Genomic DNA, 21,728 nt, shown 5'->3' with positions numbered 1-21,728 from the left:
CGGGTAGCAGGGCCGTGCGCGCGTTCAGACGCTGAGGGGCGGGAGTCCGATCAGACGACGCCCAAGGCGATCATCGCGTTCGCGACCTTGCGGAAGCCCGCGACGTTCGCACCCACGACGTAGTCGCCGGGGCGACCCACCTCGTCGGCCGTCGTCAGGCAGGTGGAGTGGATGTTCCGCATGATCTCCGTCAGGCGGGCCTCCGTGTAGTCGAAGGTCCACGTGTCGCGGCTGGCGTTCTGCTGCATCTCCAGCGCGCTGGTCGCGACACCGCCGGCGTTGGCGGCCTTGCCGGGACCGAAGCCCACGCCGGCCATCCGGAAGACCTCGACGGCCTCGGGCGTGCACGGCATGTTCGCGCCCTCGGCGACGACCTTAACGCCGTTCGAGGCGAGGGTCTTCGCGTCCTTCTCGTCCAGCTCGTTCTGCGTGGCGCTGGGCAGCGCGATGTCGACAGGGACATCCCACACGCTGCCGTCCTTCACGAAGCGGGCACCGCCGCCGCGGCGCTCCGCGTACTCGTGGATGCGGCCGCGCTCGACCTCCTTGATCTGGCGCAGCAGATCGAGGTCGATGCCCTGCTCGTCGACCACGTAGCCGCTGGAGTCCGAGGCCGTGATCGGGATGCCGCCCAGCTGCTGCGTCTTCTCGATCGCGTAGATCGCGACGTTGCCGGAGCCGGACACGCCCACCCGACGACCGTCGAAGGACGCCTCGCGCGCCCGCAGCATCTCGTTCGCGAAGATGGCCGCGCCGTAGCCGGTCGCCTCCGTGCGGACCAGAGACCCGCCCCAGTCGAGGCCCTTGCCCGTGAGGACGCCGGCCTCATACCTGTTGGTGAGGCGCTTGTACTGGCCGAAGAGGTAGCCGATCTCGCGCGAGCCCACACCGATGTCGCCTGCGGGGACATCGGTGTACTCGCCGATGTGGCGGTGCAGCTCCGTCATGAACGACTGGCAGAAGCGCATGATCTCGCCGTCCGAGCGACCGTGCGGGTCGAAGTCCGACCCGCCCTTGCCGCCGCCGATCGGCAGGCCGGTCAGCGAGTTCTTGAAGATCTGCTCGAAGCCCAGGAACTTGACGATGCCCAGGTTGACCGACGGGTGGAAGCGCAGACCGCCCTTGTAGGGGCCCAGCGCGGAGTTGTACTCGACGCGGAACCCGCGGTTGATGCGGACCGTCCCCTCATCGTCGACCCACGGCACGCGGAAGATCAGCTGGCGCTCCGGCTCGCACAGGCGCATGAGGATGCCGTGCGCCTCGTACTCGGGGTGACGACCGCGCAGCGTCTCGAGCGACTCGAAGACCTCACGGACGGCCTGGTGGAATTCCGGCTCGCCCTGATTGCGCTGGAGTACGGTGTCATACGTTGCCTGGAGGCTGGCTTCCATGGATGGCGCCTTCCGGTTGTGGAGTCGAGATGTCCCCTCTAAAGTACAAAGCGCTACTGTCGGTAGACAAATCTGATCGCTCCGGGCCGACGATCCGCAGGTGAGGCGTCTGCGATAACACTGCTGGAGCTGACTACAATCGGTGAACGCCCCGTCGTGACCGGTCCGATGACCCGTCCCGCGAGCCGCTCCGAGGAGGGAGCGGGGGTCGGGGATGCAATGGATCGAGTGCGAACTGAGAGCCCGTGCGGGCCGGAGACCTCTGAAGGTGTGGAACTGTGGTTGAGAACAACGAGCCGCCCGGGCACGAGCTGAGTCCCCGGGTCGAGGGCGGGCGGCCCATGTCGCCGCCGCCCAAGTCCCTCGAGCAGTCGATCGCGGAGACGACCCGGCAGATGCGGCATGCGCGCGGCTTCACGCTGTCGGAGCTGGCGAACCGGGTGGGTGTGAGCCGGCAGATGCTGTCCAAGATCGAGAACGCGCAGACCTCGGCCAGCCTGGCGACCGTCGACGCCCTGGCGAAGGCGCTCGACATCCCGGTCACGAGCCTGTTCCGTGCCGCCGACAATGAGACGCAGGTCGTCTTCTCGAAGGCGGGACAGGCGCCGGAGACGGTGCGGCGCGCCAGCAATCTGGGGCATCGATACCAGCTGCTGGGCCAGGTCATCCGGCACCACGGCCTCTTCGAATCGCTGCTGGTGACCCTCACAGAGGACAGCCAGCCGTTCCCCCTCTTCCAGCACATGGGGTCCGAGTTCGTGTACGTCGTCGAGGGCGAGATGGACTACCGGTATCAGGAGACGACGTTCCGCATGGAGACGGGCGACGGGATCCTCTTCGATGCGGAGGGCATCCATGGTCCCGCGGGCATCTTCGAGACTCCCGTCCGCTTCCTGTCGGTCAACGTGTCCGACGAGCGACCCGCGGATCCGCACGAGGGCCCCCGATCGTGACGTGAAGCGGTCGTGGGACCGCTGCACACCGATCCGGGGCCCTCGTGGCACGGGTCAGTCAGACCTCACAGCTACAGTGCGGCGTCGCCTCGATCCCCGGTGCGGATCCGGATGACCTCGTCGACCGGCGTCGACCAGATCTTGCCGTCCCCCACCTCGCCGGTACGCGCGGACTGGGCGATGACGTCGATGACGGGGCCGGCCTCGGCGTCCGCCACGAGGATCTCCAAGCGCATCTTGCCGATGAAGTCGATCGTGACCTCGGATCCGCGGTAGACCTCGGTGTGTCCGCTCTGCCGGCCGTAGCCCGTGCAGTCGCTGACCGTCATGCCGTTGATGCCGTGCTGAGCGAGCGCGATCTGGACGCCCTCCAGCGCTGCGGGCTGCAGGATCGCTGTGATGAGCCGCATGTCACTTCACCTCCTGGACGGGTGCCGGTGCCGGGATGACGACGCTGCGGGTGACGCCTCGTGCGGTCAGGGGTGTTTGCGAGTAGTCGTATCCGGACTCCGCGTGGGCCGCCACGTCGATGCCGGACGACTCCTCGCGCGCGGTGACCCGCAGGCCGCCCATGATCCCGCGGAGGATCAGCGCGATGACGGTCGTCATGACGATGCTGTAGACCAGCACCGCCAGGGAGCTCAGCGCCTCGATGCCCAGCAGTTCGAAGCCGCCGCCGTACAGGAGGCCCTGCGCCTCGCCGGGCGCGGCGGGATCCGCGAGGAAGCCGATCGACAGGGTGCCGATGAGTCCAGCCACCAGGTGGACGCCCACGACGTCGAGGGAGTCGTCGTAGCCCAGCTTGTTCTTCAGCCCGATCGCCAGGGCAGAGCCCACCCCGGACAGCGCGCCGATGACCAGAGCGCCCACGGGGCTGACCGCGGCCGCGGCGGGGGTGATGCCGACGAGGCCCGCCACGATGCCCGAAGCCGCGCCCAGGGAGGTGGGGCGTCCGTCCCGGATCTTCTCCACGACCAACCACGCGAGCATACCGGCGGCCGGTGCCGCGAGGGTCGTGACCCAGGCGTGCGCGGCCACGTGGTCGGCGGCCAGGGCGGAGCCGGCGTTGAAGCCGAACCAGCCGAACCAGAGGAGGCCGGCTCCCAGCATGACCAGTGGGAGGTTGTGCGGGCGCATGGGCGTCGAGCCCAGGCCGATCCGCGGGCCCAGGATCACGGCGAGCACGAGAGCCGCGGCCCCGGCGTTGATGTGGATCGCGGTGCCGCCGGCGAAGTCGACCGCGCCCAGGGTGTTCGCTATGAAGCCGCCGGTCTCTGAGACGGATCCGTCGAACGCGAAGACCCAGTGGGCCACGGGGAAGTAGACGAGCACGGCCCAGGCGGCGGCGAAGACGACCCAGGCGGAGAACTTCATGCGGTCCGCGACCGCACCACTGACCAGCGCGACCGCGATGATCGCGAACGCCGCTTGGAAGCCCACGAAGGCGAGGGCCGGCACGGTGCCCACGACGGCGTCCGGTCCCATGAGGGCGGAGAGGCCCGCGAAGTCCAGAGGGTTGCCCACCAGGCCGCCGAACGATTCGCCGAACACCATGGAGAACCCGAACAGCACCCAGAGGACGCCCACGATCCCCATCGTCACGACGGACATCATCACCATGTTCAGCACGCTCTTGGCACGCACCATCCCGCCGTAGAAGAACGACAGGCCCAGCGTCATCAACAGCACGAGCGCTGCACTGGCGAGCACCCACGCGGTGTCGCCTGCTGAGATCTCTGCAGCATTCATCGCACCCTCCTTACAAGGTTTCTTCCAGCCAGTCTGCTACTGGCATGGGCAGAGAGTAACTGAGAGTTTACCGACTGCGCAACTGATGGGTGCGCATGTAATCTGTTAGTGTCGTCTTCAGTGAGAGGCGTGACCGCCCGGATCCGGCGGAGCGGTGATCGTCTCCGATCCCGTCCCGTCCTCCGTCACGAGGAATTGGCCCATCATCCCGGAGCCCTCGTGCTGCAGCAGATGGCAGTGCACCATGTACGGCACGCTCGCGCTCGCGCAGTCCTCGAACCGCATGAGGAGTCGCACGGGTCTCCCCGGGTGGAGAGGAACCGTGTCCTTCCAGCCCCGCAGCCACACCGGCGGGTCCCCACCGTCGACGTCGAGGATGCGGAACTGCACGTCGTGGACGTGGACGTTGTGCGGGAAGACGTCCGGGGTCGTCACCTCCCACAGCTCCGCATCACCCGGTCGCCGGCCGCGAACCGGACCACGACCTCGGCGCGCTCGCCCGGTGACAGCGGCAGGCGGGTGAGCTCGACCGGTGACTCCAGCAGGCCTCCATCGGTCCCCACCAGCAGGAACGGCCGGTCATCGGCGAGGCGCAGGTCCAGGAAGCGGGCGGCGCTGCCGTTGAGCAGGCGCAGGCGGACCTCCGTGGTCGTCACCGCGAACTCCGCCCCCGCGAGGCCGTCGGCCAGCAGCGTGCGCCCCACCGTGCCCAGCGCGTTGTCGCCCTCCGTGCGGATGATGCGACCGTCGCGGTCGCGGAGCTTGTGCTGGAGGACGAGCGGCACGTCGTCGACACCGTACTCGTGCGGCAGCCCGGTCGCGGCACTGTCCTCGTCGTCGACCAGCACGAGGCCGGCGAACCCCTTGAGCACCTGCTCCTCCATCTCGCCGTGCGGGTGCGGGTGGTACCAGAGGGTCGCGGAGAGGTGGGTGCGTGCGAGAGGGGGCATGCCTCGACGGTAGGGAGGCGGCGGGTCGCGGCGGGTCGCGGCGCGTCCCTCCGCAGGCGACGACCGTGTACGCCCGGAGGCGATGTGCGCGGTGGTCGCTCGCGCTCGCCGGGCCGGAGCGAGCCAGTCGAGCCGGGCGAGCACGAGCGGTCGGGATCAGATCACCGCGGGAATCGGCCTCCCCGTGTCTGTGTGATCGTCGATCGTCGAGAGTGGTCCGCCCACCCGGTACTGGGCGCCGCGGTGGTGGTCCGGCAGCCGATCGCCTGCGCCGAAGAGCTTGTGGCGCAGCGTGCCGGGTGTGTACTCCTGCTGGTAGACGCCCCGGCGCTGCAACTCCGGTACGACGAGGTCGGCCACGTCCTCGAAGGTCCCCGGCGTCGTCGCATAGGCCAGGTTGAAGCCGTCGACGTCCGTGTACTCGACGATGTCCGTGAGGGTGTCCGCGATCTCCGCCGGCGAGCCGATGAAGTTCTGGCCCTGTCCGCCCACGCCGCCCAGTTTCACGATGTCGCGCACGGTCCACGTCCGCCCGTCCGCGTTCTCGCCCTGGAACGCCTCGAGGGCGGACTGGATCGCGTTCGACTGCACGTTCCCCAGCGGCTCGTCGAGGTCGTACGTCGACAGGTCGACGCCCAGCCATCCGGAGAAGAACACCTGCGTGCCCTCGACGCTCGCGTAGGAGAGGAGGTCCTCGTACTTCGCGCGGGCACCGGCGGCCGTCTCGTCCGTGATGATGGAGCTCAGCAGGTAGATCTTCGCGTCGTACGGGTCGCGGCCCGCCTCGACCAGCGCCTTCCGGAGCCGCGCGACCGTGCTCTTCGCCGCATCGCGCGTGGGACCGCCGATGAAGATGGCCTCCGCGTTCTGAGCGGCGAACGCGACTCCGCGCGGAGAGGCACCCGCCTGGAACACGACCGGGGTGCGCTGCGGCGAGGGCTCGGACAGGTGGATGCCGGGGACATCGAAGTGCGTCCCGTGGTGTCCGATGTGGTGTACCTTCTCCGGGATCGCGAACACGCCTGAGGCGGCGTCGCGGACGACCGCGTCGTCCTCCCACGATCCCTCGAGCAGCTTGTAGATCACCTCGAGGTACTCGTCCGCGTGGTCGTAGCGGGCGTCGTGCGCCAGCTGGTCCGCCTGTCCGAAGTTGCGGGCGGCGGACGGCAGGTAGCCGGTCACGATGTTCCAGCCCACGCGCCCCTTCGTGAGGTGGTCGAGGGTGGAGAGTCGGCGCGCGAACGGCACGGGATGCTCGAACGCGGTGCCGGCCGTGATCCCGAAGCCCACGTGCTCCGTGACGGCCGCCCCGATCGCCGCCAGCTGGACGGGGTCGTTGACCGGCACCTGGGCGCCCTGGCGGATCGCGGCGAGGTCATTGCCGCCGAACACGTCGTAGGTCCCCAGCACGTCCGCGATGAAGATCGCGTCGAAGAGGCCTCGCTCGGCGATGCGGGCCAGGTCCTGCCAGTACTCGAGGTCCTTGTACTGCCATGCTCGGTCGCCCGGATACCGCCAGAGGCCGGGCGACTGGTGGGCGACGCAGTTCATATCGAACGCGTTGAACCGGATCTGCTTCGTCATGCGCGCACCGCCTCGCGCGCGGCGTCTTGCTCCTGGCCGGCGGACTCGGTCGCCGCCCCGCCTGTCTTCTTGCCCTTTGCCCCACTGGCAGAGACGCCCACGTCCCACAGGTAGACGGGTTCGGTGCCGTTGACGGCGGCGTCGCCGATGATGCGCTGCTTGTAGATGACGGGGTTGTGTGAGCCCACCGTGCGCGCATTCCGCCAGTGGCGGTCCAGGGACAGTGCCTGGTTGGTGCCAGACGCCCCCAGCGCGTCGAAGAGGGCACTGGCCGCTTGGGGCACCAGGTCGGTCAGGACGACCTGGCCCTTCGCGGTCGCCAGCTCGGCGTCCGCGAGTGCCGTCCGGTGCGCCTCGGAGCCGCGCTGGGCCTCGAGGTCGGAGACCGCCTGGAGCGCGTGCGCGGCGCGGTCTGCGATCGCGTCGGCCGCGAACGCCGCGGACTCGACCTGCCCGATGACGGCCAGGATCTGTCCGTCGTTCCGCGCCAGCGGGGCCAGGCCGTGCGTGTACACGCGGGTGCGGTCGCGGACGGCCTGTGCCGCGTCATCCGCGGCGCGGCGGGCGATGCCGGCGTGCACGGACAGCAGGACCAGCTGGTAGAGCGCGGTCTGGTAGCTGAACCGGTCCGTGAGCGTGAGGACGTTCGCCGGGTCGACCGGGACATCCTCGAAGACGATCGTGCCGGTGCCCGTCAGCTTCTGACCGAAGCCGTCCCAGTCGTCGGAGATCGTGACGCCGGGTGCGTCGGTGGGGACGAGGACGGCGACCGTGGAGCCGTCGTCCGCGGTCGCCGTCGCGTCCGTCCACTGCGCGTAGATGCTGCCCGTCGTGTAGTACTTGCGTCCGCTCAGGCGCAGGCCCGCCGAGGTCCGGGTCACCCGGGTGAGTGATCCCGCCGTGGTCGTGGGGCCGGTCTCGCTCCACGCGTTGCCCACGAACTGGCCGGCGGCGAACCGCTCGAACCACGTCGTGCGGGATGCATCCGTGGCGTGGAGGCGGTCCTCGACGATCGCGAACTGGCCGCGGAAGATCTGCGGGATGTTCGAGTCCGCGGCCGCGGCCTCGCGCCACAGGGTCGCCGCTTGCGGCAGGGTGAGGCCTGCACCTCCCGCGTCCGCGGGCACGCGCAGGGCGCCGAAGCCCGCTGCGGCCAGTGCGCTCACCTCCGCCCGCGGCAACTCGCGCGCACGCTCCCGGTCGACGGCGCCGGCACTGACGCGCGCGAACTCCTCCCGCAGGGGTGCGGCGACACGGTCGAACTGCTGGGTCGAGCTCATGACGGTCCTCTCCTCGGACTGATCCCGGTGCTCCCCTCCAGGGAGCGCTTCCGCTGATGGGGCGCCCCCGTCGGTGGGTGCGCGACCGGGGTGATCGGTCTCGAGGCTAGGGACGGGCTGCGCGCACCCGTGCCGTGCGCGTCACAACCCCGTCATCCGGGGTCATGTCCCGTCATGTGCGCGGTTCCGGCCGGGCGCGGACAGGACCGTCCCGGCCGGGCCGCGTCACCGTCCGGTCGCCGCCTGCAGTCCCCATGCCACGAGGCCGCACAGCGCACCGCCGGCCGCGTGCATCGCGAGGATCGAGACGATCGCGAACGGTGCGGTCGCCAGTCCGGGACCGCCGGAGGTGAACAGCTGGATGCCGATGACCAGCGCCGAGGTGAGCATCCCGCCCGCGATACCCGTCGCCAGCAGGGTCAGGAACGGGCGGGGCGTGCGGGTCAGCCAGCCCACGAGGATCCAGACGACGCCGATCGCCAGCCACAGCCACGCGTTGACCGGCACCCGGGTCGTGCCCTCCATCCCCAGGAGGTTGATGGCGATATTCAGGATCGGATAGAGGAGGGTGAGCGCGCCCAGTCCGATCGCCAGGCGGTAGTCCGGCCCGGGCGGTGCGGGGGTCTGGGCAGAGGCGGTGGCGGGAGTCTGGGGCTGCTGAGGATTCTGTGTCTCGTCCATGCCCTCGACGCTACGGAGACCGGCGGCGCTGCCGCGTTCCTCCGCAGGCGACAGTCGTGTACGCCCGGAAGCGATGCCCTGTCTTCGCGCCGGTCCCTACGATGGTGGCATGGACGCGACGGAGACCACTCCCCGGTCGCGGGCGCTGGGCATCCTGTTCGCGGTCGCGGTCGCGAACGCCGTCCTGTTCCTGGCCCTGTGGGGTGAGACGACGGGGTGGTCCGGGGACCGCGGCGGCGCCTACCTGGCTGTCGCGGTGGCCTTCGCCGTGTCCTTCGGCGTCCTCACCCTGGTGCGCGATCGCATCCCCCGGACCGCGCTGGTGCTGGCCGCGCTCGCCGTCTGCGCGTACTACACCGTAGGTCTGCCCAGCATCGGCGTCATCCTGCCGCTGCTCGTCATCCTCACGGCCGTCACCCTGGCCGGACATCGCACGTTCGCGCTGGTGACGGCCGGTCTGCTCTTCGTCGTCGCCTCGTTCTTCCGGATCCGAGGCGGCGATTCCGCCGAGGCCGTGCTGGGCTACGAGCTGCTGAGCAACCTCGTCCTCGTGGCCCTGGCCGTCGCCCTGGCCGAGGTCATCCGCACCCGCCGCGCGCTGCAGGCCAGCCGGGCGGACGCGGAGCGGATGGCCGCGCAGGCGGCGCTCGCCCGCGCGCAGCGCGTCCAGGAGGAGGACCGCACCCGGATCGCCCGCGCACTGCGCGACGACCTGGGCCATTCCCTGGCGATCGTGTCGCTGCATGCGAACGCGGTGCTCGAGCAGGTGCCGGACGACCACCCGGCCGGCGTCAGCGCGCGGCATCTGCGGGAGGCGGCCTCCCGGTCGCTCGACCAGCTGCGCAGTGCCGTGCGGGCCGTGGGCTCGCCTGCCCGCATCAGAACCGGCGCCGAGGCCGTGGCTGAGTCCGCAGACGACGAGGGCCTCGCCGGTGATCCGGGCTCAGCCCGGGATGCCCAGGGCGCGGGCGCAGCGCACGACTCCTCCCTCGAGCAGTCACTCGCGGGCCTCGACGCACTCCTCGACCGGATCCGCGCGGGCGGGGTGAGTGTCGACCTCGTGCGCGACCACGGTCCGCTGCCGCCCTCCGTCGATGCCGCAGCGGTCCGGATCGTGCGGGAGGCGACGACCAACGCGCTGCGGCACGCGCAGCCGGACCACATCGGTCTCGCCCTCACGCAGTCCCGCGGTCCGGGGTCGACCGGCGACGCAGCGGGGGAGCTGCGGATCCGAGTGCTGAATGACGGCGTGAGCGGGGACGCAGGGGTACTCGGGGACACCGGCGTGAGCCCGGAAACCCGTGTGAGCAGGGAGACCGGTGTGAGCGAGACGGCCGGGGTGTCCGGTCAGACGGGTGGGACTCTGCCCGGCTCGACCGGACTGCGCAGCCTGCGCGACCACGCCGGGTCTCTGGGCGGCTCCCTCACGTGGGGCCGGAAGCAGCCGGACCTCTTCGTGGTCGACGCGGCCCTGCCGGTGGAGTCACCACGCCCCACCGACCTGGCCCACCCGGCCGCCCCCGATGGCCGGGACCTCCCGGCAGACGCAGGAGACCTCCCATGACCCTCCGGATCGTGCTGGTCGACGACCAGGAGCTGGTGCGCGCGGGACTGGCGCTCCTCGCCTCCCGCGACGGCGACATCGAGGTCGCGGGGGAGGCGGGCGATGGGTTGGAGGGTCTCGCGGTGGTGCGCCGGACCCGGCCGGATGTCGTCCTCATGGACCTCCGCATGCCGCTGGTGGACGGGATCGCGGCGACGGAGCAGATCTCGCGGGACCACGACCTCGGCGGTGTGCGGGTCCTGGTCCTCACGACGTTCGACACGGAGGAGGATGTGCTGGCCGCCGTGCGGGCCGGTGCCAGCGGGTACCTGCTCAAGGACGTGGACGGGCCCGGGCTGCGGCAGGCGATCCGCGACGTCGCCTCCGGCGATTCGATCGCGGACCCGTCGCTCACGGCGATCCTGTTCCGGCAGGCGGCACTCGCGGCGCACCGCCCGGAGATGGTGAGCGGGCTGAGCGAGCGGGAGACGCAGGTCCTGGCCCTCGTGGGACGCGGGCTCACGAACGCGGAGGTGGCACCGCTGCTGTTCCTCAGCCCGGAGACCGTGCGGACGTACGTGAGCCGGCTGCGCACGAAGACGGGTGCACGGGATCGCGCGCAGCTGGTGGTGCTCGCCTACGAGTCGGGGCTGGTGACACCGGGGGCGGGTCCGCCGGACGGGAGTCCGGACCTGCACGCCCCCAGCTGAGTGCTCCGCGCGCCCCACTCTGTTCAGTTCATCGAGACGAGGATCTTGACCTCGCTGCGATCGTCGAGCAGCTTGTGGAAGGCCTTCTCGACGATGTCGTCGACGACGATGCGGCTGGTGATGAACGGTGCGAGGTCGACGAGGCCTTCGTGGACGAGGCGGATGGCCTCCTCGTGGTCGTTCGCGTACCCCACCGACGAGCCGATGACCCGGTCCTGCATCGTGAGGCGTCCGGTGAGGTCGAGCTCGTGCGGCTGCGTGTGGATCGCGACGACCTCGAGACGACCGCCGGGCCCCAGCACGTCGAGCAGCTGGTCGACGACGGCGCCCACTCCTGCGGCGTCGAATGCGAAGGCCGCCATCTCGTCGCCCGCGTGCTCGCGCACGACCTGAATGAGGTCCTCGCTCGTGGGATCGACGGTGACGGTCGCGACGCCGGAGGTCTCCGCCGTGCGGCGTCGCTCGGGCGACACCTCGCTCACGACGGTCGTCAGGCCGTAGGCCCGCAGGACCGCGGCGGTGAGCAGGCCGATCGGTCCGGCGCCGCCGACGACCGCGACCTTGCCCTTCGCGGATTCGTCGACGCCTGCGTGCCGGACCGCGTGGACGGTCACCGCCAGGGGCTCGAGGAGTGCGGCCTGGTCGAGGGGGATGTCGCCCACCGGGTGGACCCAGCGCTCCTCGACGACGATGTGCTCGGAGAGGCCCCCGCCCAGTCCGGAGATCCCGATGAAGCCCATCTTCTCGCAGAGGTTGTACTTGCCCGCCTTGCACGCGGCGCAGGTGCCGTCGACCATGAGCGGCTCGACCGCGACGTGATCGCCCACGGCGATCCCCGCGACGCCCTCGCCCACCTCTTCGACGACTCCGGAGAACTCGTGCCCGAAGACGACCGGCAGCGTCTCGCCGGAGATCGGGTGCGGCTCCGTGTCCGTGGGGGCCGGCGGGATGGGTCCGTCGTGGAACAGATGCAGGTCGCTGCCGCAGACGCCGTTGAATGCGGGGGCGATCTTCACCGTCCCGGGGCGGACCTGGGGCTCCTCGACCTCCTCGATGCGGATGTCTTCCTTGCCGTAGTACCGTGCGGCCTTCACAGCTCCTCCGTCTCCCGTCGGAACGTGCGTCCGACGTTCACCCTCCACGGTAGGCGCGAGCACTGACGCGGGGGTGACGGTATCGATGCGCGGTCGTGCATATGAGATGAACGGCGCAAGGGTCCGGGATGACACGGTCGGGGGTCGAGTGACTGCTCCGGGACGCCGGCACAGGGGCGAGCGTCACAGTGCGAGGTCTGTTTCCGGTGATCATCCCGGTGCTACTGTTGTCTCCTCATCCGACCCGCGCAGGCGCCCCGACCCAGGCGCTCCGGGTCATCCACAGTGTTCATCAACTCCGCACCCGTGTGCAGCCGCAGCCACGATCGGCCCGGCCACCCGTGTGCGCGCAGCACCTCACAGACTCGGAGCACAGCCGTGACCACCGATACCGGAAGCATGCCCGTCACGCCCCAGCACAAGGACGGGATCGATCCCGCCGGCATGCGGGTCATCTGGCTCCTGCTGGTCGCCGCCTTCGTCGCGATCCTCAACGAGACGACGATGGCGATCGCGATCCCGGAACTCAACGTCGCGCTGGGCATCCCGCCGGAGCAGGGGCAGTGGTTCACCAGCGCCTTCATGCTCACGATGGCGGTCGTCATCCCCACGACCGGCTACGTCGTCCAGCGGTTCACGACCCGCCAGGTGTTCCTCGCCGCGATCACGACCTTCGCGCTGGGTACGGCCCTGTGCCTCGTGTCGCACGGCTTCCTCCCACTGCTGCTGGGCCGCATCGTGCAGGCCGCGGGCACGGGCATCATGCTGCCGCTGCTCATGACGACGATGATGAACGTCGTGCCGCCCCACTCGCGCGGCCGGATGATGGGCCGCGTGGGCCTCGTCATCTCCCTGGCGCCGGCGATCGGCCCCACCATGTCGGGCATCGTGCTGGACAATCTGGGCTGGCGCTGGCTGTTCGGGATCGTCCTCCCGATCGCGCTCATCGCGATGGCCCTGGGTGCCAAGTGGATGACGAACCTGGGCGAGACCGTCCGCGCACCGTTCGACGCCCTCTCCGTGCCGCTGTCCGCACTGGCGTTCGGCAGCCTGGTGTTCGGCCTCAGCCAGTTCGGCGGCGCGCACGGCGGTGACGGCGGAGGATCCTCCGCGACCGTCGTCGGCTGGAGCTTCGTCGCCGCCGGGATCGTCTTCCTCGCCCTCTTCGTGTGGCGCCAGCTGGCGCTGCAGCGCAAGGACGCCCCGTTCCTGGACCTGCGGGTCTTCGGGTCGCGCAACTACGCACTGTCCGTCATCATCATGGCGGTCGTGGCGCTCGCGATGTTCGGCACGTTCTCGCTCCTGCCGCTGTTCCTCCAGACGGTCGCGGGCCTCTCCGCCGCGCAGTCGGGCATGGTCCTGCTGCCGGGTTCGCTGCTCATGGGTCTGCTGGGTCCGGTCATGGGCCGGATCTACGACGCGCAGGGGCCGCGGGTCCTGCTCATCCCGGGCACGATCATGATCGCCACCGCGATGTTCTTCTACTCGCGGGTCGGCGAGGACACCCCGGTGTGGATGCTCGTCATCGTGCAGTCGGTCATGTCGCTGGGGTTGGCCGGGTCGTTCACCCCGCTGTTCTCCGCGTCGCTGGGGTCGCTCAAGCGCCACCTCTACTCGCACGGCTCTGCGGTCCTCAACACCCTCCAGCAGGTCGCGGGTGCGGCGGGCACCGCGATGCTCGTCGCGATCTACTCCGGTGCGCTGCACGCGGGTGAGGCCGCTGGCCAGCCCGCGGCCCAGGCCGCCGCGCCGGGCGCCCGAGCCGCATTCCTGCTGGCTGGCTGCATCGCGCTGGTCCCGGTCGTCCTCGCGTTCCTCATCCGGAAGCCGGAGGACCAGGACGAGCACCAGCCCGCGGCCTGAGGTTGTCCGACCCGACGGTGCCCGGCCTCGTCGCGTGGGGTGAGCGCCACCAGGTGGCGCTCTACCTCGCGGCTCTGGCGGCCGGCGGCGCTGCGGGACTCCTGTTCCCGTCCGCCGCCGGTCCCGCCGAGGCCGCCCTCACCCCCGTCCTGGGCCTCCTCCTCTACGCGACCTTCCTGGGCGTCCCGTTCGCCCGCCTGACCGCCGCGCTGCGCGACGGCCGCTTCCTCATGGCAGTCCTGCTCGTGAACTTCGTCCTCGTCCCGCTGGTCGTCTGGCCGCTGTCGCGCCTGGTCGCCCACGATCAGGCCCTCCTCGTGGGCGTGCTGCTCGTGCTGCTGACCCCCTGCATCGACTACGTCCTCGTGTTCACGGGGCTGGCCGGCGGAGCACGGACCCGGCTGCTGGCCGCCACCCCGCTGCTCATGCTCGTCCAGATCGTGCTGCTGCCGGTGCTGCTGCGGCTGCTGGCCGGGCCCGAGGCCGTGGCCGGCCTGGCACTCGAGCCCTTCGTCCGTGCGTTCCTCTCCTTCATCGTCGTCCCACTGCCGGCCGCCGCCCTCACCCGGGCCGCGGCCGCACGGGTCCCGTGGGTCGACCGTGCCGCCGGCGCGGTCGAAGCCGGGATGGTCCCGCTCATGATGACGACGCTCGCGCTCGCCGTCGCCTCGCAGATCGGTGCGGTGAGCGGATTGCTGGGATCACTCATGCTGGTCGTGCCCGTCTTCGTGGTCTTCGCCGTGATCATGATGGCTGTGGGGATCGCGGCGGGCCGCCTCGCGGGTCTCGACGTGCCCGCCACCCGTGCGCTCGCCCTGAGCGGCGTCACGCGGAACTCGCTCGTCGTCCTCCCGCTGGCGCTCGCAACCCCTTTCGCGCTGGCGCCGCTGGTCGTCGTGACGCAGACGCTCGTCGAGCTCCTGTTCCTCGTCGTGTGCGTCCGCCTGCTGCCGCGTCTCGTACCGGCTGCGAGAGGAGCCAGCTGAGTGCGACTTCCCGTGCGGGTCAGTCCGTGCCTGGGGCACACCGGGATACCTGACCTCTGACATATGTGCGTCCGTGCCCGACCGTAGGCTGGGGGCACCCGCACAGAAGGAGGACCCCATGGCGATCCGTGTCGTGGAGGAAGCCGTCTCGAAGGCGCTGGTCGATGAGGATCTGGCGCTGGAATCCGCCCGGAGCGCGTTCACCGCCTCCGTCACCGGCGGCACCGTCTATCCCGTCGTCGTCGCCCCCGTGACGGGTGACGGCCACCGCTTCACCGTGAAGTCGGGTGCGGCGGGGACAGAGGCCGTCATCAAGATCGGCAGCTATTGGCCCGGCAACGACGCGCACGGGCTGTCGAACCACGGCTCGACCGTCGTGCTCCTCGACCCGGACACCGGTCGTGTCGCCGCCGTGGTCGAGGCCGCAGCCGGCAACGCATTCCGCACCGCGGCAGCGGATGCGCTGGCCGTGCAGACGCTCGCGCGGGACGACTCCCGGGTGCTCGCGGTCGTGGGCACCGGCCACCAGGCGCTCTACGAGGCGCGCGCCGCCGTCCGCGTGCGGGACTTCGACACGGTGCTGGTCGCCGGTCGCAGGCCCCACGCCGCACAGACTCGGGCGGACGAGCTGCGGGAGCTGCTGGGGGCCTCGGGAACGGGGGCGTCCAGGACCGGAGTGGGCGTCGAGGCGACGGACATCGAGGACGCGGTCCGGCGGGCGGACGTCGTCGTGACCGCGACGAACGCGAAGGAGCCGGTGATCCGCGCGGAGTGGGTGCGGCCGGGCACGCACATCTCCGCGATGGGCGCGGACGGCTCCGGCAAGCAGGAGCTGGATCCGGGACTCTACGAGGCGGCCCTCTTCTGCGACCTGCCGGACCAGTCGCGGGCGATCGGCGAGTTCTCGCATGCGCCGGATTCGAAGGCGATCACCGCGCTGGGTTCGGTCCTGACGGGAGACGCCTCGGGGCGCACGGACGCTGAGCAGATCACCGTGTTCGACAGCTCCGGGTTCGCACTCCAGGACCTCGCGTTCGCGCAGGCGATCCTCGCGGCGGACGAGGGACGCAGGGAGGGTGGACGTGAGGAGGCGGACGCGTAGACAGGCCGTCGCGCTGGGACTGGTTGCGGTCGCCGTCCTGGCGGGCTGCGCGCCTGCCACCGGTGCGGACGCACCGGGCGACGGACATGCATCTGCCGACGCCTCCGCCGTCATCCCGCCGCGGGCGGACACGGGCTTCGACTACCAGCTGGGCGGAGTCTCCCCACCTCCGGAGGGGACGGGCATCGTCGTGCGCGACAGCACCGCGGAGCCTGCCGCCGGCCTCTACTCCGTCTGCTACATCAACGGGTTCCAGACGCAGCCGGGCGCGGCGGACGCGTGGGGCGACCTCGTGCTGCGGGAGGAGAGGGAGCCGGTGGCTGACGAGCCGCTGGGCGACGAGGCGACGGGTCGTGAGACGGACGCTGGCGCGGCGGACGGCCAGCCGGTCTTCGATCCCGACTGGCCGGACGAGGCCCTGCTGGACACCGGTTCGGAGGACTCGCGCCAGCGGATCGCGGACCGCCTGGCACCACTGATCGCCGGCTGCGCGGAGGCCGGGTTCGATGCCGTCGAATTCGACAATCTCGACTCGTACACCCGGTCCGGCGGGAGGCTGACGCTCGAGGACAACCTGGCACTCGCGCGGCTGCTGAGCACGGAGGCGCAGGGCCGGGGCCTGGCGGTCGCCCAGACGAACACGCCGGAGGCGGTGGACGCGGCCCCGGGCGTCTTCGACTTCGCGATCGCGGAGGACTGCGGCGCGTTCGACGAGTGCGCTGCGTACACCCGGGCCTACGACGTGGTCCTCGACATCGAGTACGGGACCGGGGACGAGTTCGCGGACCTCTGCGCGGCGGGAGCTGTCCCGTCGACGGCGATCCGACGCGACCTGGGTCTGGTGCCGGCCTTGGCGGACGGGTACGTCTTCGAGCGGTGCGACGAGGACTGAGTTCGGCAGGGACTGTGCTCGACGAGGTTCGAGATCGTCCATGACAGTGGTCAGTGCAACGAGCGGGCGAAAGCCTCGATGTCCGCGGCGATCTCCTGCGGGTACTCCCCGTTGATCGCGTGCGAGGCGTCGTCGTAGACGTGGACCTGTTCCGCGCCCAGCACACGGGTCGCGGTGTCCGCGGCGACAGCCGGGTCGTGCATGACCGAGCGCCCCGCGATGAGTGCGAGCAGGGGGACGTCGATCCCGGCCAGCCGCTCCTCGTCGATCCGTGCGGGCGCGGGCAGGCGCAGGCGGTAGTGCTGCGTGCCCGCCTCGATCATCCGGGCGACGGGGACGTCCTCGACCGTGGCGCCGCCGGCGGTGTACGAGTTGAACGAGTCTCGCCACGCGCGGGGTGCCCAGGGGAACGCGATCGGGATCGTGCGGAGGACGGTGCCCAGAGGGAGGTCGTCGAAGACGAGCGGGGCGTCCAGCAGCGTGAGCCCGGCGACGTGCTGGGTCGTGTGCGTCGCGAGGTTCGCGGCGGTCCAACCCCCGATCGACAGACCGACCAGGTGGAAGCGGTCCTCAGGGAGCTGCGCGAGGGTCTGGTCGAGCCAGGCCGCCTGATCCGCGTCCGACTCGATGGGGCGGGACTGGACGCTCAAGCCGGGTTCGCCCAGCAGGTCGATCGCGTAGACGTCTCCGATGTCCCGCAACGATGGCATGTTGTCCGCCCAGACAGGTGCTCCCGAGCTGCGGCCGGGGAGGAGGACCAGAGGGTCGACCGGCGCCGGGGAGGTGTCGTGCTCTGTCGCGCCGTCGTGCTCCGTCGTGCTGTCGTGCTCTGACCCGTCCTCCCGTGTCGAGGTGAACCGGTAGACGCGGACGAGTCCGTAGTCGGTGCGGAGATCGAGCACCTCGTCCGGGTCGGGGAGGTCCTCGAACGCCTCCTCGTAGGCGGCCAGGTACCGGTCGAATCCCTCCGCGCCGTCCCAGTGGCCCACGGGCGAGGGTGCGCGCAGGGCGATGACCGCGGCACCCGCGACGACGGCGGTGACCGTGAGCGCGGCGATCACGATCCGTCGTCGCGACCAACGGGTCGAGGGCCTCGGGGGAGTCGGTTGGGTCGAGGCAGCCGGGCGGGTCGGGTGATGCGGGTGCGGGGTGCTGCGGTCGGTGCTGCCTGTCGTCTCCGTCATGTCTGTCCTTCCGCGCGTTCGGCGGTGGGCGTCGGGCCCTCTGGTGCTCATGGATGCGTGAAGCACTTGGACGCGCTACTGACCGATCGGTCAGTTCTCTGACCGTACGGTAATGTCCGTGGGGATGGCAAGGTCGGTCGTGACGATCACGAGGACGCCCACACGGGTGCCGGATGGACGGGATGACCGGGTGGACACGACGAGGAGGCACTGCGCGTGACGGATTCGAGGACGTTCACGGAACAGGCGCGCCGGGCGCAGCTGGTCGACGCGACCATCGAGCAGATCGCGCGGCGCGGCCTCGCGGGTGCCTCGTTGGCGCGCGTCGCAGAGGCGACCGGCATCACGAAGGCCGCGGTGCTCTACCACGTGGGCTCGAAGGACGCGCTCATCGCGGCGGCGTACCAGCGGGTGCTGGACGCGCTCGTCGCCTCTGTGGGTGCCGCGATCGACGCCGCCCCCGTGGGCGATCGTCCTGCCGTCTACATCCGGACGATGGTGGCGCACCTGCGTGACAACCCCCGGCACGTGCGGGTCCTCGCGGAGGTCGGCCGGGAGCAGGACGTCGATCACGCGTCGGAGGCGCGATGGGCGCCCCTGGCCGGGATCATCGATGCGGCGGCAGAGGCAGCGACGGAACACAGGGCAGTGGCGAAGAGGGGAGCGACCGCGGTCGACTCCCGCGCGCTCGCCCTCATCATCGGCGGGGCGATCGACGGGATCGTCGCCGAGCGCCTCGCGGACGAGGAGTTCGACGTCACCTCGGCCGCGGATCTCCTCGTGTCGCTGCTTCCCGGCCACTGATCGCCGGCTCCCGGCTGAGATCCGCTTCCTAGGGTGAGGTCCGTCCCCACCTCAGCGGACTCATCGTGCTGGCGGTGCTGCTGGTCCTCGCGTGCCTCGTGGCTGTGAGCATCGGGCCGGTGGACAGTTCGGTGCCGCGGGCGCTCGACGCGCTCGCCTCCGCCGGGCCCGGCCGGCCCCAGGACGGCGCCGCCGTCGCCGCGCTCGCCCTCACCGCCTGCACCCCCGCCAGTGGCAGCGAGGGGAGCGGCTCCGCAGGTGAGTCGGGTGCGGAGGCGACCACGACCTCGGCGTCGGAGCAGCCGTCCCGCATCGTCGCGGTGAGCTCCGATGTCTCCGACATGGCCCTCCTGCTGGCCGGCCCGGAGCGGATGGCCCCGGTCAGCGAGTCCTCGCGCTCGCCGCACATGGGCATGCTCCCGGATCTGGCCCGGCAGGTCGAAGCCACGATCCCCGCCGGCGTCGAGCCGGACGTCGAGCAGATCCTCTCCCACTCGCCCGACCTCGTCCTCACGACCGCCCGTCACGCCGGTGAGCGAACCGCGGGTGACCAGCTGGCGGACGCAGGTGTCGAGTCGCTGGCCCTGTCCTCGGACGACTTCGCCTCCCCCGAGGCCTACGCGGACGCCCTCCTGCGCGTGGGCGAGGCACTGGGGGAGGAGGATGAGGCGACGAAGCAGGCGGACGCGCTGCTCGAGGGCATCCGAGAGGGCGACGAGTCCACTGCCCAGCCGTCAGAAGGTCAGCAGACCGACGGCCGGCACGCCGAGGCCGCCCAGACGGCCGCTGCCGAGGCCGGACTCACCGGGACGGCCCCGCTGGACGCGGAACTGCTGGTGAGGGCCGACCCGGACATCATCCTGCTCGAGGACTTCATGGGCGCAGGTGACGAGCCCTTCGACGAGCTGCTGGGAGCGGAGGCGGTTCAGCAGGTGCCGGCCGTGGCCTCGGGCGAGGTGCACATCGTGCCGATGACGGAGGCATCGGCGGTGGCCGGGATCCACCTGCCGGACGGCTACCGGACGGTGGCGGGGATCGTCTCCGGGGCCTCGGCGGGGGACTGAGCCCGGCGGTTCGCCAGGATCGCGAAGACGATGTTGACGAGCAGGACCACGGCGGCGGCCGCATTGATGAGGAAGAAGCCGCCCGTGTTGAGGAGCGTGCCCGCGAAGGCGGCCATGAACGCGCCGCCCAGGTTCATCGCGGAGTCGGAGACGCCCTGCAGCGGGACCCGCATGCGGCCATCCACGCTCTTGACCAGCAGGGACGATCCGCCGATGAGGAACATCGACCAGCCCACGCCCAGCAGGAAGAGGGCGGTGTTGAGGATGAGGAAGTTCGATGTGGGCAGCAGCGAGTCGTAGATGCCCAGGACGATGGTGACGGTGTAGACCACCATGCCGATGTTGATGACGGTGCGCGGTCCCCAGCGGTCGGCCATCCAGCCGAACACGGGCGAGAAGACGTACATGCCCAGGATGTGGATGCTCACGACGATGCCCACCGCGGACAGGTCGAAGTGCTGGTGGTCCATGTGGACCGGCGTCATGACCATGACGTTCGTCATGATCATCTGGCCCGTGATGACGGTGATGACCGCGTAGCGGGCGACCGGGCGGGACAGGAGGTAGCGCAGCGACTCTCCCAGGGAGGGGCGAGCGGTGGCGGAGGCCTGGGCTGCGGCGGGTGCGGTGCCGGCGGCGGGTGTGGGGACCTCGGCGGGTGTGGTGCCGGCGGTGGTCCTCCGCACCGAGCCCAGCGAGAACGCGGCGAGGGCGGCCATCGCGAAGCAGCCCATCGAGATGAGGTACGGCCCGGACAGCGGGTTGATGCCCAGAAAGTCGCCCAGGCGTGAGCCGGGCTCTGTGAAGTTGGGACCCAGGACGGAGCCCACGGTGGTCGCCCAGATGACGATCGACATCGCCTGCCCCGGCTTCTGCGGGTTCGCCGTGTCCGAGGCCGCGTACCGGGCCTGCAGACCGGCTGCGGTCGAGGATCCGCACAGCATCATGCCCAACATGAAGAGCGGCAGGAAGCCCACGGAGACACCCACGAGGACGACGCCAGCGCCCAGCGTGCCGGTGCCGAAGCCCAGGGTCAGCGCGGTGCGGCGGCCGTAGCGGCCTGCAAGCGTGGCGAGGGGGTAGGCGACGAGGCCGGCGCCCAGGATGACGCTCATCTGCGCGAAGCCGGCCATGGCGGTGCGGCCGGTGATCTGCTCGGCGAGCAGGCCGCCCACGGCGTACCCGGACGCGATGCCGGCGCCCGAGAACAACTGGGCAGTGAACAGCTTCGCGAGGGTGAGCTTGTGGGATGACACGGGGGAGTCCTTCATCGGGTCGTGGTCGGCGGGGCACGGCGTGGCCGGGGGTTCGCGGTGAACCCTACTGGGATACAAGATGGATCCTACATGCGTGGGGTGGTGGTGGGAAGAGGGGCGGGGCTGAGAAGGGCGGGCGGGGCTGAGAAGGGCGGGCGGGCTGAGAAGAGTGGGCCGGGCGGGGGGTGTCCCTATGGTGGTTGTCAAGCAGCTGCAGGGACTCGGGGCTCGTAGAGTGTGCCAGTCTTCATCATCGCGTACATGACGTTCAGCCGGCGACGAGCCAAGCACATCACAGCAGCGTTGTGACGCTTCCCCTCAGCGCGTTTCCGCTCGTAGTACGCCTTCGATAGCGGATCGTGGCAGGACGCGACCCACGCGGACCGGAACAATGCGTTCTTCAACCGCTTGTTCCCAGCCCTCGCGGGGAACTCGCCCCGGATCGAGGTGCCCGAACGCCGCGTGACTGGGGCGATCCCCGCGTAGGCGGCCAGGTGTCCCGGGGTGGGGAACGCGGACATGTCACCAGCGGCCAGGAGGATCTGCGCTGCGGTCTTGACCCCGACTCCCGGAATGCTGGTCAAGACCTGGGAAAGAGGGAAGTCATCCACCAGCTTCTCGACCTCACCGGCAACGATGTCC

General features: G+C 70.6%; 21 protein-coding genes. 9 read left to right on the top strand and 12 right to left on the bottom strand.

Annotated elements, in window-relative coordinates:
- Nucleotides 1-50: 50 nt before the first annotated feature.
- Nucleotides 51-1,391 carry an NADP-specific glutamate dehydrogenase gene (gene gdhA / locus HGBR_RS11840; RefSeq protein WP_019159556.1) on the bottom strand — a complete coding sequence of 447 codons (1,341 nt, stop codon included), beginning with the start codon at nt 1,389-1,391 and terminating at the stop codon, nt 51-53.
- Between the two features lie 278 nt (nt 1,392-1,669).
- Between gdhA and HGBR_RS11835 the strand changes: the two genes are divergently transcribed.
- A complete protein-coding gene (locus HGBR_RS11835) occupies nt 1,670-2,344 on the top strand; it encodes a helix-turn-helix domain-containing protein (protein WP_147522475.1) in 675 nt (224 codons plus the stop codon).
- A gap of 71 nt (nt 2,345-2,415) precedes the next feature.
- Here HGBR_RS11835 and HGBR_RS11830 read toward each other — a convergent pair whose 3' ends face one another.
- The 7 genes from HGBR_RS11830 to HGBR_RS17720 all read right to left on the bottom strand — a co-directional run bounded on the left by HGBR_RS11830 (nt 2,416) and on the right by HGBR_RS17720 (nt 8,588).
- On the bottom strand, nt 2,416-2,754 hold the full coding sequence (locus HGBR_RS11830; protein WP_019159554.1) for a P-II family nitrogen regulator: 339 nt from the start codon (nt 2,752-2,754) through the stop codon (nt 2,416-2,418).
- A 1-nt stretch (nt 2,755) separates the two neighbouring features.
- Nucleotides 2,756-4,093 (bottom strand): ammonium transporter, encoded by a 1,338-nt coding sequence (locus HGBR_RS11825; RefSeq protein WP_019159553.1) that lies wholly within the window; start codon nt 4,091-4,093, stop codon nt 2,756-2,758.
- A 117-nt stretch (nt 4,094-4,210) separates the two neighbouring features.
- Entirely contained in the window at nt 4,211-4,528 is a 318-nt protein-coding gene (locus tag HGBR_RS18990) for a multicopper oxidase domain-containing protein (protein WP_026077555.1), read from the bottom strand.
- Nucleotides 4,525-5,187, bottom strand: a complete 663-nt coding sequence (locus tag HGBR_RS17730) for a multicopper oxidase family protein (protein ID WP_147522474.1) — start codon at nt 5,185-5,187, stop codon at nt 4,525-4,527. The genes HGBR_RS18990 and HGBR_RS17730 overlap by 4 nt, the downstream gene beginning before the upstream one ends.
- A 12-nt stretch (nt 5,188-5,199) precedes the next feature.
- The gene (locus HGBR_RS11810) at nt 5,200-6,627 is read right to left on the bottom strand and encodes an LLM class flavin-dependent oxidoreductase (protein WP_019159552.1); all 1,428 of its coding nucleotides are present in this window, start codon (nt 6,625-6,627) and stop codon (nt 5,200-5,202) included.
- On the bottom strand, nt 6,624-7,907 hold the full coding sequence (locus HGBR_RS17725; RefSeq protein WP_019159551.1) for an acyl-CoA dehydrogenase family protein: 1,284 nt from the start codon (nt 7,905-7,907) through the stop codon (nt 6,624-6,626). The genes HGBR_RS11810 and HGBR_RS17725 overlap by 4 nt, the downstream gene beginning before the upstream one ends.
- Nucleotides 7,908-8,132: 225 nt before the next feature.
- Nucleotides 8,133-8,588: a hypothetical protein gene (locus tag HGBR_RS17720; RefSeq protein WP_019159550.1), complete on the bottom strand. Its 456-nt coding sequence runs from the start codon at nt 8,586-8,588 to the stop codon at nt 8,133-8,135.
- 109 nt (nt 8,589-8,697) lie between these two features.
- Here HGBR_RS17720 and HGBR_RS11795 point away from each other — a divergent pair, with 109 nt between their 5' ends.
- Both HGBR_RS11795 and HGBR_RS11790 read left to right on the top strand, forming a co-directional pair.
- On the top strand, nt 8,698-10,152 hold the full coding sequence (locus HGBR_RS11795) for a sensor histidine kinase (RefSeq protein ID WP_019159549.1): 1,455 nt from the start codon (nt 8,698-8,700) through the stop codon (nt 10,150-10,152).
- Nucleotides 10,149-10,841: a response regulator transcription factor gene (locus tag HGBR_RS11790; protein ID WP_019159548.1), complete on the top strand. Its 693-nt coding sequence runs from the start codon at nt 10,149-10,151 to the stop codon at nt 10,839-10,841. The genes HGBR_RS11795 and HGBR_RS11790 overlap by 4 nt, the downstream gene beginning before the upstream one ends.
- 23 nt (nt 10,842-10,864) lie before the next feature.
- On the opposite strand, the gene HGBR_RS11785 is transcribed toward HGBR_RS11790, so the two are convergent.
- Nucleotides 10,865-11,935, bottom strand: a complete 1,071-nt coding sequence (locus tag HGBR_RS11785) for an alcohol dehydrogenase catalytic domain-containing protein (RefSeq protein WP_019159547.1) — start codon at nt 11,933-11,935, stop codon at nt 10,865-10,867.
- Between the two features lie 399 nt (nt 11,936-12,334).
- On the opposite strand from HGBR_RS11785, the gene HGBR_RS11780 reads away from it, so the two are divergent.
- The 4 genes from HGBR_RS11780 to HGBR_RS17715 all read left to right on the top strand — a co-directional run bounded on the left by HGBR_RS11780 (nt 12,335) and on the right by HGBR_RS17715 (nt 16,778).
- Nucleotides 12,335-13,798, top strand: coding sequence for an MDR family MFS transporter (locus HGBR_RS11780; protein ID WP_019159546.1), 1,464 nt, complete (start codon nt 12,335-12,337; stop codon nt 13,796-13,798).
- Nucleotides 13,799-13,800: 2 nt separating this feature from the next.
- The gene (locus HGBR_RS11775; protein ID WP_019159545.1) at nt 13,801-14,784 is read left to right on the top strand and encodes an arsenic resistance protein; all 984 of its coding nucleotides are present in this window, start codon (nt 13,801-13,803) and stop codon (nt 14,782-14,784) included.
- A 118-nt stretch (nt 14,785-14,902) separates the two neighbouring features.
- Nucleotides 14,903-15,886: an ornithine cyclodeaminase family protein gene (locus HGBR_RS11770; RefSeq protein WP_019159544.1), complete on the top strand. Its 984-nt coding sequence runs from the start codon at nt 14,903-14,905 to the stop codon at nt 15,884-15,886.
- A complete protein-coding gene (locus HGBR_RS17715) occupies nt 15,867-16,778 on the top strand; it encodes an endo alpha-1,4 polygalactosaminidase (protein WP_019159543.1) in 912 nt (303 codons plus the stop codon). Before HGBR_RS11770 ends, HGBR_RS17715 begins: the two co-directional genes overlap by 20 nt.
- Nucleotides 16,779-16,828: 50 nt before the next feature.
- Here the strand turns inward: HGBR_RS17715 and HGBR_RS17710 are convergent, their stop codons facing one another.
- Complete coding sequence (locus tag HGBR_RS17710; RefSeq protein WP_083882868.1) at nt 16,829-17,962, bottom strand: alpha/beta fold hydrolase; 1,134 nt, start codon at nt 17,960-17,962, stop codon at nt 16,829-16,831.
- 216 nt (nt 17,963-18,178) lie between these two features.
- Here HGBR_RS17710 and HGBR_RS11755 point away from each other — a divergent pair, with 216 nt between their 5' ends.
- Both HGBR_RS11755 and HGBR_RS11750 read left to right on the top strand, forming a co-directional pair.
- Entirely contained in the window at nt 18,179-18,766 is a 588-nt protein-coding gene (locus HGBR_RS11755; protein ID WP_019159541.1) for a TetR/AcrR family transcriptional regulator, read from the top strand.
- Between the two features lie 119 nt (nt 18,767-18,885).
- On the top strand, nt 18,886-19,830 hold the full coding sequence (locus HGBR_RS11750; protein WP_161601867.1) for an ABC transporter substrate-binding protein: 945 nt from the start codon (nt 18,886-18,888) through the stop codon (nt 19,828-19,830).
- Here the strand turns inward: HGBR_RS11750 and HGBR_RS17705 are convergent.
- Nucleotides 19,782-21,086 carry an MFS transporter gene (locus HGBR_RS17705; RefSeq protein WP_245533338.1) on the bottom strand — a complete coding sequence of 435 codons (1,305 nt, stop codon included), beginning with the start codon at nt 21,084-21,086 and terminating at the stop codon, nt 19,782-19,784. The two genes, HGBR_RS11750 and HGBR_RS17705, sit on opposite strands and share 49 nt — an antisense overlap.
- A 203-nt stretch (nt 21,087-21,289) precedes the next feature.
- The coding region (locus tag HGBR_RS11740) for an IS110 family transposase (protein WP_019159538.1) at nt 21,290-21,728 on the bottom strand (439 nt) is incomplete at its 5' end.

It is taken from the genome of Brevibacterium senegalense (assembly GCF_000285835.1).
GTDB classification, from domain to species: domain Bacteria; phylum Actinomycetota; class Actinomycetes; order Actinomycetales; family Brevibacteriaceae; genus Brevibacterium; species Brevibacterium senegalense.
This window is presented reverse-complemented; position numbering and strand designations above follow the sequence as displayed.